Genomic DNA, 19,826 nt, shown 5'->3' with positions numbered 1-19,826 from the left:
TTTTTATTTATATCCATTTATATTTTTTAAGAAATCATTTGAACTGTCTAAAAAGATTGTTGTGTCTTTAATATTTCTATATGTTTCCATTCTTTTGATGAATTCGTAAAAGGCGATGTCTTTACTAAGTGAATTTTGATAGATTTCTAGAGCATCTTTATCGGCATCAGCTTTGATTTGAGCTGCTTCCTGTCTTGCTTTTGCTACTTTTTCTGCTTTGAATCGATCAGTTTCTGCCACTGATTTTTTGTATTCTGACTCACCGACAGCTATCAATTGTTCACTTTGTTTTAAAATTTCTTCAGTCATTTTATCTTCAATACTGGCAATATTTGATGTTGGAAAATTCTTTCGGTGTATTCCCAAATCAGCTACATATATTCCATAATTTAGAGACAATTCATCATTCAATATATCTCTTTTCTCAGAGATAAGAGGTCCAACTATATCTGTTTTAAAGAAATCAGGGAAATTAAGAGAGTTACCTGCTTGAACTATAAGAGGAGGTACCCTATCATCTACAAGTGATTTAACAGTACTAGTTCTACCTGCAAATGTTACATTGACAAATACGGGGTTTAAAACCTTGTATTGTGCAAACATTTGAATATCAATTTTTCTCTTGTCTTTTGTGTTTATAGTTTCAGTAGTAGAAATATAAGTAATGTATTTAGACGAGTATTTAGTTACAGTATCGATAAAGGGAACTTTGAAATGAAGTCCCTTGTCAGCGCTGACATTTATTGATCCATAATTTCTTTTTTCTAAATCAGATGAAACTTTGTCTAGATCTGAAGGAGAGTCGATATATGCATCAGTTATTTTCCCAAGGCGCTTTTTAACAGCGACTTCGTCCTCTTCTATAATAAATGTGAACATAGAAAAGAATATAAATAATGCGCCTAGTATACCTAAAGATAAGCCTAATTTACCAAACTTTTTCATAATTAATCATCTCCTTTTATTATAGATTCTTTTACTTTGGGATTTATTGAATTTCCATGTTCCATATTGTAAAACTTGTATATATCTCCGCTAGATGTTCCATCTAAAATTATTTTGTTATTAGATAGAAATTCCTGCATAGTTTGAATATAGTATCTTTCTTTTACTACTTTAGGGTTTTTTTGATATTCCTCATAAAGTGCATTAAATTGTGCGATTTCTGAATTGGCCATGGATAAAACATCAGCTTTATAAGCCTTAGCTTGTTCTAATATACTTGCAGCTTCTGCTTCAGCAGCTGGAATCACAGTGTTTCTATATTTTTGTGCTTGTTCTAATTTTGAATTTTTTGTTTGATTTGATTGTTCAACTCGTTTATAAGCTTCTTCAACAGAAGGCAATAATTTGTTGTTTTGAGTTTTTACTTCAGTTATATTAACTCCAATTTCATATGAGTTTAATTTTTTTTGTAGTGCCGGCATGATTTCTGAATCGATAATTTGTTTTTGAAGCAAGGCTTCATCACGAGAATGTTTAGCTACAGTGTCACGAAGAACTGATTCTAAAGCGATATGGATAGATCCATCTACATCATCAACATTAAAAAGATAATTATCGGGTTCACTTACTTTGTAAGTGATTATAAGTTGAGTTAATATTAGAGAACTATTGTCACCAGCAGCATCTACTATAACTAAAGATTCTGCATCGTAAGATTGATATTCAGGTGAATTTGTGGAACTACCTTCTTTAGCAGTTCTATAACCATATTCTAATTTATGACGTTGCTCCATATTGACTTTATAGACATCTTCGATGTATGGAATTTTGAATTTAAATCCCTCCTCAGTTTCAATTCTAGTAACCTGACCAAATCGAGTAATTACACCTGCATAACCAGAATCAAGTCTGTAAAAGCCTCCGGATATTGTTAAAAACCCAATTATGATGATTAATATTATTCCAATTCCAATTTTGGGGAATTTGAAATTGAATGTCTTTGATTTGGTAGACTCTCTAGTAAATTCCGCTTCTGGTATTTCATTTTTTGTATCCATAGTATTCCTCCTTATCTTTTTGTAACAAATATTAGTATATTATATATAATACACTTGTGTAAATGAAATCTATCACTAAATATTAATAAGTGAAATAGATTATTAGGGGTAAATCTAAGATAACGCACAAATCTTAATTGAGTCTTAAATATAGGAAATAAAGAAAGTGTAGTCAGCTGTCTTGTCAGGTGTTAGAAATTCATAAAAAGAGAGCTGAGGCATAGTTTTTTTGTGAGATAAGTGTTATTATAATTGTGGGACATATGTCCTTAAAGTTTTTATTTTGAAAAAGTATAATGCTATTAGGAGGAAGGGTTTTGAAAACAAGCTTTGATGAAGAAAGTATTTTTGATATAGTTAAAAAATCTAAGCCTTGGGAATGTGGACAGTGGGAAGAAATAGAGTATGAGGAAAACGATATCATATGTAAATCGCATGAGATTTATCCGTTTTTTTATATATTAATAGAAGGGCAAACTAATATATATCATACATCAGAAAAAGGCAAGACTTACTCACAGTCAGTTTATGGTGTTGGAAGTTATTTTGGTGAACTTGAAATTTTCAGTCAGAGACCCTTTATTTGTGAAGTAAGGGCTCTTACAAAAGTAAAACTTATAAGGCTCAGCAAAAGAGTATTTGAAAAATGGGTTAGTGAGGACATCAGAATTACTCATTATTTGCTTAGAAGTCTTTGTGAAACTACTTATGAATTGTCTAAAAAAGCTATAGAGGATACTTTGTATTCACTTAAATTTAGAATATGTGATTATCTGATATTCGAATTTGAATGTGCTGGAGAAACTATAAAAACTTTTTCTATGAATAAAAATTTGCTAAGTCAAAGGTTTGTTGTCACCAAAAGAAGTATAAACCGAATACTAAAAGAACTTAGTGATGAGGGTTATATTGAAACTAGTGGAGAGATGATAAGGATAATTGACTTGAATGCACTTGAAGAGATTCGAGAATGTGAAAGATTTTAAGCTTGAGGGCTTGAGATAGAGGATATAAGAGGGAGGATGCAAAATGAAAAAGAAATTAGCATTAATTTTAAGTATGGTATTAGTTATGAGTTTTGCCTTAGTAGGTTGTGGCACAAATGCACCTAAGGAAGAGGCTAAAGAAGAGACAACAAAGGTGGAATCAAAAGAAGAAGCTAAAGTAGAGAAGTCAGAAGAAGCACTAAAGGTAGCATTGGTTGTTGCTGGAGGACTTGGTGATCGTTCATTCTATGATTCAAGCAATGAAGGAATGGAAATGATAAAGAAAGATTTTGGAGTAACTGGTGTTGTTTTAGAATGTAAAAACGATCCAACACTTTATACTGAGCAATTGATTCAGGCATCAGAGATGAGTGATGCAGTAGTTGTAGTGGGATTTGAGTTTTACGATGTAATTCAAGAAGTTGCAAAAGAATTTGCTGATAAAAAGTATATTTATATTGATAATGTTGTTGAGGGTGTAGACAATATTACTTGCATTGACTATATGGAAAATGAAGGTTCATTCTTAGCAGGAGCACTTGCTGCTATGATGACAGAATCAGGTAAAGTAGGTATGGTAGGCGGAATGGATATTCCAGTTATTAGAAATTTTCAAGTAGGATATGAAGCAGGAGCAAAATATGTCAACCCAGAAATTGAAGTAGAAACTATTTTTGCTGGAGATTTTGAAGATCCAGCTAAGGGAAAAGAAAGTGCATTAGCACTATATTCTAAGGGTGTAGATATAATATTCCAAGTTGCTGGAAAAACTGGTGAAGGGGTATTTGAAGCTGGAAAAGATGTAAATAAGTTTGCTATAGGTGTTGACTCAGATCAGAGATTTATAAACCCAGATGTTATTGTAGGTTCTATGATAAAAGGCGTAAGTCTTTCAATTTACGAATCAGTTCAGCGTATGGAAGATGGAAATTTTGAATCTGGTAAGGTATATAAATACGGTGCAAAAGAAAATGGTGTTAGAATGTCTTATGGAGATGAGTCTATGAAGCAATTGGTAAGCGATGAAATTCAAGCTAAGATTAAAGAATTAAATGACAAAATCATAGCTGGAGAAATAGAAGTACCAGAAGCTTAAAGATTTTCAGATGAGAAGAAGACTAGTTCTTCTTCTTATTTTTTTTACTATAGAAGGGATAGAAAGGGGCATGTGTAATGGCTGAATCAATTATTCGGTTAAAAAATGTTTCAAAACAATTTCCAGGCGTTTTGGCTAATGATGATATATCACTTGAAATAAATAAAGGTGAGATATATGCCATTGTTGGAGAAAATGGTGCTGGGAAATCTACACTTATGAAAACCATGTATGGATTACACGAACCTACTAGTGGAGAGGTTTGGATTAAAGGAAAGCAGGTGACTAAATTTAATCCAGCAACAGCTATAGAACAAGGAATAGGCATGGTACACCAACATTTTATGATGATACCAAGTTTCACTATAGCAGAAAATATTGTACTTGGAAGCGAGATAAGAAAGAAGAAAGTATTTATTGACGGAGAGACTTGTAGCAGGACGGTTAAGGAACTATCAATAGAGTATGGGTTAGAGGTAGATCCAGATATTAAGATAGAGGATACATCGGTAGGGGTTCAGCAAAGAGTTGAAATATTGAAAACACTTTACAGAGGAGCTGAAATACTTATACTTGATGAACCAACAGCGGTATTGACTCCACAAGAAACTCAAGATTTATTTAAGGTCATAAGAAAATTAGTCAAGGAAAAAGAAATGACAGTTATAATAATAACTCATAAATTGAATGAAGTAATTGAGATTTCTGATAGAGTAGGCGTAATGAGAGCAGGTAAGTTAATTGGAGTAGAAGAAACTAAAGATGTTAGTGAAAAAATATTGGCGGAGATGATGGTTGGCAGAGAGGTTTTATTTGATAAGTTAGATAAAACTGGAGAAATGGGCGAAGTAGCAATTGATGTCAAAGAACTGTGGGTAAAAGATAACAGAAGATTTGATGCATTAAAAGGAATTAGTTTGAAAGTTAGAAGTGGTGAAATATTAGGAGTTGCCGGAATTGAAGGTAATGGACAAAGTGAGCTAATTGAAGCTCTTGCTGGAATGAGAGTGGCTGAATCGGGACAGTATTATTACTTAAATGCAGATGCAACAAATAAAACACCTAAAGCCATAAGAGCAATGGGAGTATCACATATACCAGAAGATAGATTGGTGACAGGGGTAAGTAAGGATTCATCAATAGAAGACAATATACTTATGGGTTCACAATACGATGAAAAATTTGCATCAAAGAAGATTCACTTAAAAAGAAAAGAAATCAAATCATATGCAAAAAAACTAATAGAAAAATTCGATGTAAGAACAGCATCAGAAGAAGTAGCTGTAGGTTCTCTTTCAGGAGGTAATATGCAAAAAGTAGTTATCGCAAGAGAATTTTCATTTGACACACCAATACTACTTATATCACAGCCAACTCGTGGAGTGGATATAGGAGCTATAGAATTTATACATGAGCAGATTATAAAAAAGAGAAATGAAGGCTGTGCGATAATTTTGGTTTCAGCAGAACTTGATGAGATATTTAGATTATCTGATAGAATGATTACTCTTTACGAAGGTGAGATTACTGGAGAGTTTAATTCAGGAGAAATAACTAAGCAAGATATCGGATATTATATGACAGGAAAAAGATAAGGGGTGAAAATGTGAAGAGATTAAAAGAAAATATGGAGTATTTGAGTTCATTATTCCTAGCTATATTTTTAGCGCTTTTAATAGGAGCAGTTATAATGCTTCTAAATGGGAAAAATCCATTAGATGGATATGGTGCGCTATTGAAAGGGGCTCTAGGATCAAAAAGAGTTATTGCAACTACTCTATCAAAAACTGTACCACTTATAGTTACAGGGCTTGCGACAGCACTCTCTTTTAAAAGTGGTATATTTAACATTGGTGGAGAAGGTCAGCTTTATATGGGTGCTTTTGCAGCTGCTTATGTTGGATTTACATTTACGAACTTACCAGCATTTGCGGGTATAGCACTAGCGATACTTGCAGCATTTGTAGTAGGAGCGCTGTATGCTTTTATACCAGGATATTTAAAAGTTAAGCACAATATAGATGAAGTAATAACTACAATAATGTTTAATAGTATAGCAATAATGTTTACTAGCTATTTGGTCAACTATCCATTTGCGGCAGATCAAGGTAAAATGGGTGGTACAAATATGATTGCAGAGATATTTAAATTTCCTAAATTAGTATCACTTAGTAAACTTAATACAAGTATTTTTTATACAGCAATAATAGCTCTTGGAATTTACTATCTTATGACAAAAACTTCAGTAGGTTATAATTTGAAAATAGTTGGTGAAAATGGTACTTTTGCAAAGTATTCGGGATTGAACAATAAGAAATACATGATGGGGGCTATGCTTGCATCGGGTGGACTTTGTGGTGTTGCAGGGGCATTTGAAGTTTATGGAACACACTATAGATTTTTGCAAAACATATCAAAAGGATTGGCTTTTGATGGTATGCTAATAGCACTTATAGTAAAGAACAATCCTATAGGCATAGTTTTGATGTCAGGTTTCTTTGCAATACTAAAAACTGGTTCGAATGCTATGGAAATAACAACAGGAGTTCCAGCTGAATTGGTATTGGTTATTCAGTCTGTAATAATATTATTTATTGCAGGAGAAGATGGGTTTAAAAAAATACTTAAAAGAAGAAAATTAACTAAAAGAAAGATGGTGAGCTAATGGGAGATATATTTAATCTTGCACTTTTGCAAAATACGATAAGAACAGCAACGCCACTAGTACTTGCTGCTTTAGGTGGACTTCTTACGATGCATGCTGGTATTTTAAATATAGGAATGGAAGGCATGATATTGATTGGAGCATTTTTTGCTGTTCTTGGAAGCTATTTATTCCAATCAGCTCTAATGGGTGTAGTATTTGGAGTTGTTGCGGGAATTATTATGGGACTTTTATTTGGTGTATTTGTTATAGAATTAAAGTCAGATGAATTTATAATTGGAATTGCTATAAATATTTTTGCAGGAGGCTTAACTGTATTTCTATTGCGAAGCATATTTGGCGTAAAGGGTGCATTTTCGTCACCAGATATAATGCCACTTCCAGATGTAAGTTTACCATTTTTAGATAAAGTTGAATTTTTGGATACTATATTTAATAATCATTCAATATTTGTATATATAAGCTGGATATTGATAATATTAGTATATGTATTCTTGTATAAAACGCCATATGGGTATTGGTTAAGGGGCGTAGGCGAGCATGAAGAGGCACTTGAAACAGCTGGTATTAAGCCGAAAAAAGTCAAATATTTTGCATCTATTATGTGTGGAGCTTTTTGTGGAGTTGCAGGAGCGCATTTGTCATTAGGATATTTGACATTATTTACAGAAAACATGAGTGCGGGGAAAGGATTTATTTCACTTGCAGCCATTATATTTGGAGCATCTAATCCAGTAAAAGTCTATGGAGCATCATTGCTATTTGGATTTTTTGATGCATTGGGTATCAGAATGCAAACGCTTGGTATACCATCTCAATTTACAGCTATGATTCCTTATTTAGCTACAGTGGTAGTTCTATATATAGTGGCGAAGAAAAAACTTTGGCAAAAAAGGAAGGTTAGCTAAATGAGATACGATGCAATTATTATTGGGTCTGGTGCTGCAGGATATTATTTTGCCATAGCATCAGAACGTATGGGGAAAAGAGTGGCGCTTATAGAGAGAGACGTAGTTGGAGGAACAGCTTTTGCTACTGGTTGTCTTCCAGTAAAAAGACATCTAGAAAATTTGAAGGTTTATAAACGATTTTTAAATAGTTTTGAGAAGTATACATCAAATTTCGAAATAGATGGAGAAAAGCTTTTTAAATCCGGAAAACAAAAAGCTAATTTAATTGATGAGGAATTAAAAAAACGTTTAGACAATACTAGAATTGATATGATTTTTGGAGAAGCTGAATTAGTTGGTGGGAATAAAGTTAAAGTTGATGATACTTTATTAGAAGGCGAGAGAATTATATTGGCAACTGGAACGAAGGCGTCAACACTTAGCTCTTGGTCAGAAATAGATGAGTCGGCGATATTGAGTCATGCAGGGGCATTGAAGCTAGCTAAATTGCCAGAAGAGATAGTTATATTAGGTGCAAATGTAGAGGGAATAGAATTTGCGTCTATGTTTAGTACGATGGGAGTAAAAGTCAAAGTTATAGAACAAGAAGATCATATATTAAAGGGAAATGACAGAGATTTAGTTAATCCTATAGAAAATGAACTTTTGAAAAATGACGTGGAGTTATTACTAAATACGAGAGCTAAATCGATTGAAAGAAAGGCAGATAGGGTTTTAATAACTTTAGATTCGGGAAAAATTATAGAGACAAATAAGATATTAATCACAGGAATTAGAACGCCTAATATACCTAAATGTAATGGCGTTGATTTAGATTTGGAAAATGGTTTTATAAAAACAGATAAAAATCTAGAAACTAGTATAAAAAATATATTTGCAATTGGAGATATTAACGGAAGGCATGGAATGGCTCACATAGCTATACAACAGGCAATTATGCTTTCGGATTATCTTTGGAATAGTGGCAAAATTAAATTTGAATATGAAACACTTCCATGCGCTATGTTTACGATACCTGAACTTGCAGGTGCGGGCTGGCAAGAAAATCAACATGAAAATAGTCATAGTGTGAGTATTGACTTTAACGAAACAATCAGAAGTGGAGTAAAAGGAAAACTTAAATTAGTATTGGATGGAAGTATAGTAAAAGGTGCTTGGATGTCGGGGTTATTTGCAAGTGATTACATGGGGCAAGTGTCACTTTGGATAGATGAAGGGCTTTCGTTAGATAAGTTTAAAGAAAAATTGTGGATTCATCCAACAATAGGAGAAAGTTTTTTAGAATGTGCGATAAAAAGAGAAGGGGTGAGTCGATGATTCAGCCACATATATTATGTGAAAGAGTAAGTGAAAGAGTTATGTTACCAGGAGATCCTAAAAGGGTTGATCGTGTTGCAAACTTTTTAGATAATGTAAGAGAGATAGCGTATAACAGGGAATTTAAGACTATTATAGGAAAATACAAAGGTTTTGAAATTACAGTTACATCTACAGGGATTGGAGGTGCTTCGGCGGCAATAGCGCTTGAAGAACTAATAGCTTGTGGCGGCAAGTTTTTTGTTAGAATAGGAAGTGCAGGAGCAATACAAAGTGACATAAATATTGGAGACTTAATAATATCATCATCTTCAGTAAGGGAAGATGGAGCTTCACAGATGTATGTGGATAAGAGCATGCCAGCAGCTGCAGATTTCGAACTTATAAAGTTACTTGAAAAAGTTGCAACAGAAAAGTCATATAGATATAAAATTGGAATGACGAGAAGTCACGACTCATTTTATGTAGATGACGAGTTAGAAAGAATGGCTTATTGGAATCAAAAAGGGATACTTGGGTCAGATATGGAAACTGCAGCACTTTACACAATCGGATATATTCGAGGTGTAAAAGTAGCATCAGTATTAAATAATGTAGTACTTTATGAGTCAGATGTTAGAGAAGGAATAAATGAATATGTTGATGAAAGTGATTTAGCGAGTGAAGGAGAACGTAGAGAAATTGAAATAGCTCTTGAAGCGTTGATTAGAATATAGTAAAAAGGTTTTCTTAAATAGAAATATTTATCTATTTGAGAAAACCTTTTTATAGTGAAGTTAAATTTATAGGGATATTCAATGTTATTGTTGTCCCAATTGCTTTTTCACTTGATATATTCATCTCACCGCTTAAATTTGTAGATACAATGTTGTAGCAAATATTAAGCCCTAGTCCACTAAAACCACGACCTCGAGCTGTTGTGAAAAATGGATTGAGGACTTGATTTAAAACATTAGGAGCTAATCCTATTCCATTATCAGATATTGTCAGTAATAATTTGTCATTTTCAATTTTAGCAACTATATCTATTCTTTTTTCAGTTTTTGAAAATGGAGATTCAAATGCATGTGCCATAGCATTGTGAATAAGTTGTAAAACGACTTGATTGAAAGAATGCTTGTAGCTCAATATTTCTATGTGGTCAAAACAATCTATATTAAATATTATATTGTTTTGTGAAAGTTGATTTTTTAAGTTTGAATATATAGTTTGTAATTCGACCGATATATTAAATTTTTTAAAATCTGAATTGTCAGGGGTTGTAGAAAGTTGCTTAAATAATTCTATGAGGTCTGAAGACTTTCTCAAGTTTAGTTCTAAAGTTTGTAAAGAAGTTTTGTTAATAGATAAAAATTTTGACAATTGGCTTTTTCTAAGATGATTTTTTAAAATTGCATCTTCTAATTCCTTTCTTTTCATGTCTAAGTATGAAACAGTGGTAATCGAAACACCTATTGGAGTATTTAATTCATGAGCAATTCCTGTTATTAATTCGCCAAGAGCTGCTAATTTCTCATTTTGAATTAAGCGTTCTTGAACTGATTTCAATTGTTTAAGAGAATTAGATAAATTCCTATTTGATATTTCTAAATCTAAAGTTCTTTTCTCTATTTCAATTTCTAAAGATTCGTTTATGTCTTTTATTTTTTGCTCATTTTTTTTCAAAGCTAATTCACGTTTTTGTAAATTTGAAGCCATTGTTGAAAATGAATTTTTGAGTACATTTAGCTCTGAATAAGGGAATTCTTCTAAAGTAAAATTATAGTTACCTTCAGAGACTTCATTAGATTGAGCTATGAACATATCTATTGAATTTGTCAGTAAGTAGACACGCCTATACGATATTATAGAGGAAAATATTAATAATAAAATAGTTAAAATAAAAGAGGTCGTTATAAACTGAAATATTGGAGAAATAAGTTCTGAATACGATTGGTAAATTACTACAGACCAATTTTGATCTTCTTCTTTAGCAATACTTGGAATCATAGTTTGTCCATTATAAACTATCCGATTGAACTCATTAGGTTTAGAATCACTAAGTTCTTTGTAAAATGGATCTTTTCCTCTTTGATATACATTTTTCATATCAGAATGAGCTATATATGTTCCGGTGGAGTCGATTATAGTTATATAGTTGTTTTTTCCTAAATCTAATTCTTGAACTAAAGAACCGAGTGCATCTAAATTAATTATTCCAACTAAAATCTTATTTTTATTTTTTAAACTTATTGATACCAGTGGTTTTTTAGAATTATAGGTAAAAAAAGCTTTTGACCAATAAAGTGGTGCAGAGTCTGAGACATTTTTGAAGTATGGGTAAAGAGAATGATCTGTGCCAATAGCATCAGAATCACTTGGAGAAGTAACTAAGACATTTCCTGTAGAATCCAATAAGAAAAAATTTGAAAAGACATCAGAATATTTGAGTGAATTGTCTAGAACTTCTTGTATGTCATTAATAGTTACGTTTCTATTCGTGATTAAATCATCAATTCTCAGTATACTCTGTTGAGGTTTCTTAAAAAATGAAGAAACCTCATGTTTTACAGAATTAACAAGAGCATTATTTTTTTGCAAAATATCGTGCTCTATATATTGATAGAATATAAATGCCAAAATGATATTGAGCGCAAGTATAGTTACAATTAGCATTCCTGACGAAGATATTATTAAGCTGGATTTTAAATTTTGATTGTATTTTTTCATAAATACCTCCCGAAAATACTAATTAATAATCTATTTCATTAAACGTTCCATTTTCAACTCTATATCTAAAGTTTTCTCTTATCACATCGCCAAATTCATTTATTGTAAATGAAGATTGTATACCTTCAAAATCTCTAATTTTTATAATTTCATTTTTTATATCTACAGGATCAAATGAATTCGAAGATTCCATACCTTTAGTAAGCATCATGAGAGAATCATATGCAAAATGAGAAGAAAACGAAGGTTCTTCTCCGTATTTGTTTTGATAACGCTTCACAAAATCCAAGTATTTAGGCTTATCACTATCTGCATCAAATACACTAGAAGTGTAAGCCCCTTCAGCAGCTAATCCACCGTGATATATGAAATCATTTGTGTTAGCCCAACCAGCTAAAAAACTAGGGATTTTATAGTCTATTTTGTAAAGCTGCTGCAAAATATTTGCAGAGTCTATAGAGTTGGCTACTAAGACTATACCCTTAGAGCCAGATGCTTTTATCTCATCTGCTAGTGCTGAAGCATCTAAGTTTTCACTTTCAAATGCTTTGAAAAATTTTATATTGCCACCTTTTCCCACAAATGTTTTTTCAAATAGTTCATGTATAGGCCTAGTGTATCGAGCGTTAGAATCGTCAATTACAACTGCTATATTATCTATTTTTTCATAATCAAAAGATAGTTCAGCTAATGCAATTGCTTGATGATCATTAGCCTCCATCACGCGTAAAAACTGATCATCAATATTGCTCATTTGTGGAGTACTTATTGTCGGGCTTATGAACAAAATATTAGACTTACTCATAGTTTCTTCTATAGCGGGGGTCATATTGCTTGTCAAAAAACCTATTACATAATTTACATTTTCATCTATAAAGGATTGCCCAATTTTTTTTGCTGTGTCAATATTACTTTCATCGTCTTTTATTATGGGGACTAGTATATGTCCATTTATACCGCCATCTTCATTTATTTCATCAATTGCTAAATTGAAACCATTTCTAGCAGCTACTCCAAGTTCGGAACCATTTCCAGTTAAGCTACCAGAAAAACCTACTTCTAGAGTTTTCTCTTGGCACCCAGAAAGAAGAAACACTAAAGATACTAATAGAAATACCTTTGAAATTTTCAAAACAAATCAGCCTCCTTTAAAAATATATATCGCGTAAATTACTATATAATTAATATACCCTAGATGAATGTGAATACGCGATATTAATTTGATGAATTTGATAGATATTAGGGTAATAAAAGTTTATCAGGAAGTGAGGTGTCGATACATGAAAAAAATAGGTTTTAAGAGTAGCATAAGTATAAAAATAACATTTATGACCTTGACTGCAATAGTTGTAGCAATAATAGTACTAGGAGCAATAATGTATAGTAGCGTTAGAACCTTAAATGATAATACTCTTGAAATTATAGAAGATGAGGTTCTAGACCTTAGTCATGAATACTACGGAAATTATATAGAGTCAATAGAAGAAAATATAAAAAACTATATAGAAGGAGTAAACAAAGAATTACTCATATTGAAACAACTTACAGAAGAATTTATCTACAGCGAAGAGTTTGAAAATGTAGATATTGAAAACTTGATTTTTAGTGGAGATTGGTATCAAAATGAAGATTCTGAATCAACGGCAGTATTTGTTCAAGGATATTTGCTAGATAATGATAATAAAATAAAGGAAGAGCCGTTGAAACTTTTGCAGAGTACAAAATTTTTAAATCATGTGTTGCCATCGTTTAGCGATAATGGATTTGAAAAAATACAAGTTTATTTTCAAGGCGGAAAAGAGCGAGCGATAGTTAGAATGGCACCGTGGTCAAATATTGGAGAAAACGTGTTTAGTGTATATCCAGAACTAAATGATGTTCCTATTTGGGACACTTTTAATCCAGGGCTCATAGAGGACTGGGAACATAAAAAACAAATCAATGGTGAAGAAAACATTGATTATGGAAGAGTTACTGCGCCTGTTCAAGATGGGGTGACTGGAGAAATAGTTCTTACATATACTCAACCTATTTTTGAAAAAAATCAAAATAAGGTTAAAGGAGTAGTAAGTACAGATGTGTCAATAGAAGAGATTGTTTCAGAGATTGAAAAAGTTAAATTAGGTTCTAATGGTTTCGCGTTTTTAATGCAATCTAATGGAAACGTATTTGCTTTAGCAGATAGAGGAGCCGAGATATTAGGCCTTGGCAATGTAAGTGATAGTACGATAAATAGAGATGAAGGATATTCGATTTTGGAGCGATATATATCACAGAGTGAATATTATTCGGTGAAGGAATTGTATTCAGAAATATTAAAGGAGAATAGAGAAATTACTTTAGAGATAAATGGTGAACGATATATAGTATTCAAGGAACCCATGAAGATATATAGAAGCTGGACTTCTAATGATGGTTTTTTTGATGAATATTGGTATTTGTCATTTGTCATACCCGAAAAAGAATTGTATAGTGTTTACTTCAAGACTGAAGAAGAAGCTATGACGCAAATGAATGATGCCATAACTAAACTTAGTGTTTATATGGCTATGATAATTATTACATTGATTTTGGCAATAATAGCTTACAATACTAAGATAACTAGCGGGCTTAGGAAACTTGTAATTGCTACAGATGATATTAGGAATAAAAATTACGAGATTAATTTAAATGTAAGGTCGAGCGATGAAATCGGTCAGCTTGCTAACGCATTTGAAAGCATGGCAAATGAAATAAAACTAAATTTCCAAAAAATGAGTGAACAGAATGAAATACTTGTAAGAGAAATAGACAAGCGTAAGAAAAGAGAGCAGAAAATAGACTACTTGGAAAATTTCGATGTTGCAACTAATCTACCAAATAAGGCGGCACTTATAAATTACTTAAATGAAAGCTCAAAAGATGGTAAAAGTGGTGAGACTCTAGTAGTTATAGGAATCGATGAATTTAGAAAAATAAATGAAGGATATGGTTATGTAATTGGAGATGAATTGATAAAAAAAGTATCTAATAGACTCAAAAATTCAGATTATGGTCAGATTTTGTTTAAACTAAAGGGCGATGAGTTTGGATTAGTATTAAAATCTGAAAATTTTTCTGAATTAATCGATATAATTCAAAAAATACGTTTAGAATTAATGGAACCTTATCAAGTAAAAGACAGATATTTGACAATAACTACGAGTATGGGAGTTAGTTCTTTCCCATATGATACTGATAATATAAGTGATTTATATAAATTTGCACTGACTGCAATGTCTCATACAAAAGAGGTAAATAAAGGTGGATACGAGTTCTATAGTAAGGATATGAATATAAGAGCAAGAAATAGGTTGGAAATGATAGCTTCTTTAGACCAGGCTATAGCAGAAAGTGAGTTTAGTTTAGTATATCAGCCTATAGTTGATTTAGAATCCGAAAAATGGGAAGGCGTAGAAACGCTAATTCGGTGGAATCATCCATCACAGGGATTGATAAGACCAGATGAGTTTATACCGCTCGCTGAAGAAACTAAGAAAATAATAGAAATTGGTAAATGGGTTTTAATAAAATCATTAGAAGATTTAAAAAGGTTGCATGATTCAGGTTTTTGGATAGATTTGAGTGTAAACGTTTCTGTAGTGCAGTTGGTTGAAAAATCTTTCATAGATGACCTTATGGATATTGTAAAAAAATCAAAGATACCACCACAATGCATACATCTTGAGGTTACAGAAAGTAGTTTTATAGAAGACAAAAATGCAGTTAAAGAGATATTAAATAGATTGAAAGAGTATGGGTTATCAATTTTGATAGATGATTTTGGAACGGGCTATTCTTCACTTAGTTATTTGAAAGATTTACCAATATCAAAGCTAAAGATAGATAAGGGATTTGTTATAGATTTGGATGTTAAAGAGAATCAGGAAATAGTAAATACTATAATTGGATTGTCTCAAAATTTAAAATTTGGTTTGATAGCAGAAGGAATAGAAACTAAAGAGCAGAGACAATATCTTTTAGATCATGGATGTAAGCTCGGACAAGGGTATTATTATAGCAAACCAGTAGATATAGAAACTATTGAGGAAATGTTAAAAAAGTAAAAAAATTATGAAAAAACGATAATTATTGAATAAAATGCTTAAAAATGGGAATCCACATGGTGGGTTCTTTTTTTTGTTAAACGAAAAACAAACATATTTAAGAAAGGGGTAGAATGAGATTCGAGATGAGATAGTAAAGGAAGGTGTAAGATGGTTCAGCAAAATATGTGCTTGAGAACAGAGAAAGCTAGCTTTTATTCTAATTTTTTTGAAGGTATAGATTATGAGCTTTATAAATATTTCGGCGCCCATAAGAAAAAATATAAGGGTATAGAAGGCATTGAATTTTTAGTTTGGGCTCCGAATGCTGAGAAGATAGAGGTAGTAGGAGATTTTAACTTTTGGTATGGAAGAGATTTCTGCATGAAAAAAATTGACAAAAGAGGGATTTGGCAGCTATTTGTTGGAGGTTTAAAAGGTGGAGATTTTTATAAATACAAGATAAAAACAAAAAAAGGTAACTATATTTATAAAGCAGACCCTTTTGCATTTTGTGCTGAAAAGCGTCCTAATACTGCATCTAAGATTTATGATTTAACCAATAAACATTGGAAAGATAAATGGTGGATGCAAAATAGAATGCAAAGAAGACCTTACAATAAACCAATAAATATATATGAATTACATTTAGGTTCTTGGAAGGTGGAAAATGATGATTTGATAAGTTTTAGTAATTTAAAAGATAAATTAATTCCATATGTTGCTGATATGGGATACACACATATTGAAATTATGCCTATAATGGAGCATCCATTTGATGGTTCATGGGGGTATCAGGCAACAGGCTATTATGCTATTACATCCAGGTATGGAACACCAGAGGATTTTAAGAATTTTGTTGAGGAGTGCCATTTGTTTGGAATAGGAGTTATACTTGATTGGGTTCCAGGTCATTTTTGTAATGACGAGCATGGTCTTAAAAAATTTGATGGCGGAAGTGTATATGAGCCGTCTAGAAGAGAGTGTGCTGAAAATGAGCAGTGGGGAACGACATATTTTGATTTCTCAAAAAGAGAGGTTAGAAATTTTTTATTGTCAAATGCACACTATTGGTTAAGCGAATACCATGTAGATGGTTTGAGAGTAGATGCAGTTGCATGTATGCTATATCTAGATTATGGAAAAGAATTAAATAGTGTTCTAAATGAATTTGGTACACATGAAAATAGAGGTGCAATTGAATTTTTTAGAGAGTTAAGCGAGCTTTTGTACAGAGAATTTCCAAATATGCTATTGATAGCAGAGGAATCTACTACATGGCCACTTGTAACGGCACCTACTTATGAGGGAGGTCTTGGTTTTAATTTCAAATGGAATATGGGGTGGATGAATGATGTACTTAAATACATGTCTATTTCACCAGAAAATAGAAAGTATGAGCATAATTTAATGACATTTTCTATGACATATGCTTTTTCTGAAAATTTTATACTCCCATTTTCACATGATGAAGTTGTTCATGGAAAAAAATCTATGTTAGACAAAATGCCTGGAACATATTGGGAAAAATTTGCGAATTTAAGACTTTTATATGGGTTTATGATGGGGCATCCAGGCAAGAAACTTAATTTTATGGGTAATGAATTTGGACAATTCATAGAATGGGATGAAAAGAGAGAATTAGACTGGTTTTTATTGAACTATGACAAACATAGAGAGTTAAAAGAGTATGTAAAAAAGCTTAATAGATTTTACTTAAAAGAAGGTGCATTTTTTGAAAGAGATCAGTCCTTTGAGGGATTTGAATGGTTAGAAGTCAATAATGCAGAGGATAGTGTTTTTGCGTTTAGAAGAATAGATAGTTCCGGTCACGAAGTGATTGTGGTATCGAATTTTACGCAAGCAGTACATAATACGTATAAGATAGGAATTCCACATCAAAAAAATTACAGAGAAGTTTTAAATAGTGATTGGCAATTATTCGGAGGCTCAGATATCAAAAATGAAGAGTTGATAGAGTCAAAAAACGAATATTACAATGGCTTCTATCATTGTATAGAAATGAAAATACCTCCACTAGCAACTATTTACCTCAAAGAAGAAAGAAGAGATAAGAAGAGAAAGGGATTAAAAAAAAGAAAGCTAAGAGGTGAGCGTATTGAAAAAACAAAAAAAAGAAATCATAGCAATGATATTAGCAGGAGGTCAAGGTACTCGTCTTAAGTCAATTACGGCAAATATAGCTAAGCCAGCCGTTACATTTGCAGGAAAGTATAGAATAATAGACTTTGCTTTAAGTAATTGTTCTAATTCAGATATAGATACAGTAGGAATATTGACTCAATATGAGCCACTTACACTTAGTGATCATATAGGAATCGGAACATCTTGGGATTTAGAAGGTGGAGTAAAGATATTGCCACCGTATAAAAGAAAAGATGGTGGAGGTCAATTTTACAAAGGAACTGCAAATGCAATTTACGAAAATATTCCATTTATAGACAATTATGATCCCGAATATGTATTAGTACTATCTGGAGATCATATATACAATATGGATTATAGTAAAATGCTTGATTTTCATAAAGCAAAGAATGCAGATGTCACAATATCAGTTCTTGAAGTACCTTGGGAAGAGGCAAGTAGATTTGGAATAATGGCGATAGACGATGAAAATAATGTCATAGAATTCCAGGAAAAACCTAAGGAACCTAAGAGTAATTTGGCATCTATGGGGATATATTTATTTAACTGGAAAGTTCTCAGAGATAAATTAATAGAAGATGAGAACGAATTAAATTCTAGTAATGATTTTGGAAAAAATATAATGCCTAAATTGGTAAAGGAAGACTATAAATTTTCAGCTTATGAATTTGATGGATATTGGAAAGACGTTGGAACAGTTGAAAGTTTATGGGAAGCGAATATGGATTTATTAAGAGAAGATAGAGCGTTTGATTTATATGATGCCCACTGGAGAAACTATTCAGTAAATCCAAATAGCCCACCGCAATATGTTGCAGCAACTGGTGTAGTTGAAAATTCATTGTTGAATGAAGGCTGTGTAATAGAGGGCGAAGTAAAAAAATCAGTTATTTCTCCAGATGTATATGTTGGCCCCGATGCAAAAGTTGAAGGTTCTATAATAATGCATGGAGCAAAAATCGAAGATGGAGCAGAAGTTTACAAAACGATAGTTTTAGAAGGCGCAATTGTAAGAAGCGGAGAAGTAATTGGAGATAGGGATGATAATTATATAGATGTTTTTGAAGGTAATTTTGGGGGTGGATGCAATGAATGATGTAATGAGCATAATAAATTTGTCAGATCCAGAAGATAGGATTAAGGAAATGACCATGACGAGGACAACAGCTTCATTGCCTATATTGGGAAGATATAGAGTTATAGATTTTATGCTTAGCAATATAACAAATAGTGGTATAAAAAATGTTTCTATTTACACATATGGAAAAACAAGGTCATTAACACAACACTTAGGTAGTGGTAAACATTGGGGATTAGATAGAAAACGAGATGGGCTCTATTTATTCCATCCAGATAGGGTTTTTGAAAATAATATGCCTATTAGAGGAGATCTTGAAAATTTCATAAACCATTTAGATTATTTAAAGTATTCATCTCAAAAATACGTTGTGATGTCAAGAAGTTATATGATTTGCAACATTGATTTAAGACCAGTGGTAGAGGCTCATAAGAAAAACGGAGCGGACATGACTGTTGTGTATAAATCATTAGAAAATAATGTTGGAAGATTTATGGGGTGTGATACTCTAAAAGTTGATAATAATCAAAATGTTATAAGTATGGGTAAAAGCATGGGGAAAGAACGTTACTACAATATATCACTCGAAATGTATGTGATGGAGAGAGAGAAACTTATTGAAATAATAGAAAAATCAGTACAACATGGAGATGCCAATTTTTTGAAGGAAGCTATAATTAACCGAATGGGTGAGCTAAAAGTAAAGGGATATCCATTTAAAGGGTATTTATCTTGCGTGAATTCTATAGAGAATTATTACAATACAAATAAGGATTTATTAAGCATAGCGAATGCAAATGACTTATTTGGGAGAAATGGAAAGATATATAC

15 protein-coding genes are annotated in these 19,826 nt (G+C 32.1%); 11 read left to right on the top strand and 4 right to left on the bottom strand.

From position 1 onward, the window contains the following. Positions 1-3: 3 nt before the first annotated feature. Both N4A40_11770 and hflK read right to left on the bottom strand, forming a co-directional pair. Complete coding sequence (locus N4A40_11770) at positions 4-945, bottom strand: SPFH domain-containing protein (GenBank protein MCT4662532.1); 942 nt, start codon at positions 943-945, stop codon at positions 4-6. 2 nt (positions 946-947) lie between these two features. Beyond that, positions 948-2,003 (bottom strand): FtsH protease activity modulator HflK, encoded by a 1,056-nt coding sequence (gene hflK, locus N4A40_11765; protein MCT4662531.1) that lies wholly within the window; start codon positions 2,001-2,003, stop codon positions 948-950. A 317-nt stretch (positions 2,004-2,320) separates the two neighbouring features. On the opposite strand from hflK, the gene N4A40_11760 reads away from it, so the two are divergent. The 7 genes from N4A40_11760 (at position 2,321) to N4A40_11730 (ending at position 9,694) form a co-directional block, all read left to right on the top strand. Continuing rightward, complete coding sequence (locus N4A40_11760; GenBank protein MCT4662530.1) at positions 2,321-2,989, top strand: Crp/Fnr family transcriptional regulator; 669 nt, start codon at positions 2,321-2,323, stop codon at positions 2,987-2,989. Between the two features lie 43 nt (positions 2,990-3,032). Continuing rightward, positions 3,033-4,085 (top strand): BMP family ABC transporter substrate-binding protein, encoded by a 1,053-nt coding sequence (locus N4A40_11755; protein MCT4662529.1) that lies wholly within the window; start codon positions 3,033-3,035, stop codon positions 4,083-4,085. A 77-nt stretch (positions 4,086-4,162) separates the two neighbouring features. Beyond that, on the top strand, positions 4,163-5,680 hold the full coding sequence (locus tag N4A40_11750) for an ABC transporter ATP-binding protein (protein MCT4662528.1): 1,518 nt from the start codon (positions 4,163-4,165) through the stop codon (positions 5,678-5,680). A gap of 11 nt (positions 5,681-5,691) precedes the next feature. Beyond that, positions 5,692-6,750 carry an ABC transporter permease gene (locus N4A40_11745; protein MCT4662527.1) on the top strand — a complete coding sequence of 353 codons (1,059 nt, stop codon included), beginning with the start codon at positions 5,692-5,694 and terminating at the stop codon, positions 6,748-6,750. Continuing rightward, positions 6,750-7,658 carry an ABC transporter permease gene (locus N4A40_11740; GenBank protein ID MCT4662526.1) on the top strand — a complete coding sequence of 303 codons (909 nt, stop codon included), beginning with the start codon at positions 6,750-6,752 and terminating at the stop codon, positions 7,656-7,658. Before N4A40_11745 ends, N4A40_11740 begins: the two co-directional genes overlap by 1 nt. Continuing rightward, positions 7,659-8,978 carry an NAD(P)/FAD-dependent oxidoreductase gene (locus N4A40_11735; protein MCT4662525.1) on the top strand — a complete coding sequence of 440 codons (1,320 nt, stop codon included), beginning with the start codon at positions 7,659-7,661 and terminating at the stop codon, positions 8,976-8,978. Then, positions 8,975-9,694 (top strand): nucleoside phosphorylase, encoded by a 720-nt coding sequence (locus tag N4A40_11730; GenBank protein ID MCT4662524.1) that lies wholly within the window; start codon positions 8,975-8,977, stop codon positions 9,692-9,694. Before N4A40_11735 ends, N4A40_11730 begins: the two co-directional genes overlap by 4 nt. A 49-nt stretch (positions 9,695-9,743) precedes the next feature. Here N4A40_11730 and N4A40_11725 read toward each other — a convergent pair whose 3' ends face one another. Beyond that, complete coding sequence (locus N4A40_11725) at positions 9,744-11,687, bottom strand: sensor histidine kinase (GenBank protein MCT4662523.1); 1,944 nt, start codon at positions 11,685-11,687, stop codon at positions 9,744-9,746. 22 nt (positions 11,688-11,709) lie between these two features. Further along, positions 11,710-12,819, bottom strand: coding sequence for an ABC transporter substrate-binding protein (locus tag N4A40_11720; protein ID MCT4662522.1), 1,110 nt, complete (start codon positions 12,817-12,819; stop codon positions 11,710-11,712). 148 nt (positions 12,820-12,967) lie between these two features. Between N4A40_11720 and N4A40_11715 the strand changes: the two genes are divergently transcribed. The 4 genes from N4A40_11715 to glgD form a co-directional block, all read left to right on the top strand. Beyond that, positions 12,968-15,772, top strand: coding sequence for an EAL domain-containing protein (locus tag N4A40_11715; protein MCT4662521.1), 2,805 nt, complete (start codon positions 12,968-12,970; stop codon positions 15,770-15,772). 150 nt (positions 15,773-15,922) lie between these two features. Then, complete coding sequence (glgB, locus tag N4A40_11710; GenBank protein MCT4662520.1) at positions 15,923-17,935, top strand: 1,4-alpha-glucan branching protein GlgB; 2,013 nt, start codon at positions 15,923-15,925, stop codon at positions 17,933-17,935. Beyond that, entirely contained in the window at positions 17,901-19,013 is a 1,113-nt protein-coding gene (locus N4A40_11705) for a glucose-1-phosphate adenylyltransferase (protein MCT4662519.1), read from the top strand. Before glgB ends, N4A40_11705 begins: the two co-directional genes overlap by 35 nt. Further along, positions 19,006-19,826, top strand: an 821-nt coding sequence (gene glgD, locus N4A40_11700) for a glucose-1-phosphate adenylyltransferase subunit GlgD (GenBank protein MCT4662518.1), incomplete at its 3' end; no start/stop codon positions are given. The genes N4A40_11705 and glgD, both read left to right, overlap by 8 nt.

It is taken from the genome of Tissierellales bacterium (genome assembly GCA_025210965.1).
Lineage (GTDB): Bacteria > Bacillota > Clostridia > Tissierellales > JAOAQY01 > JAOAQY01.
This window is presented reverse-complemented; position numbering and strand designations above follow the sequence as displayed.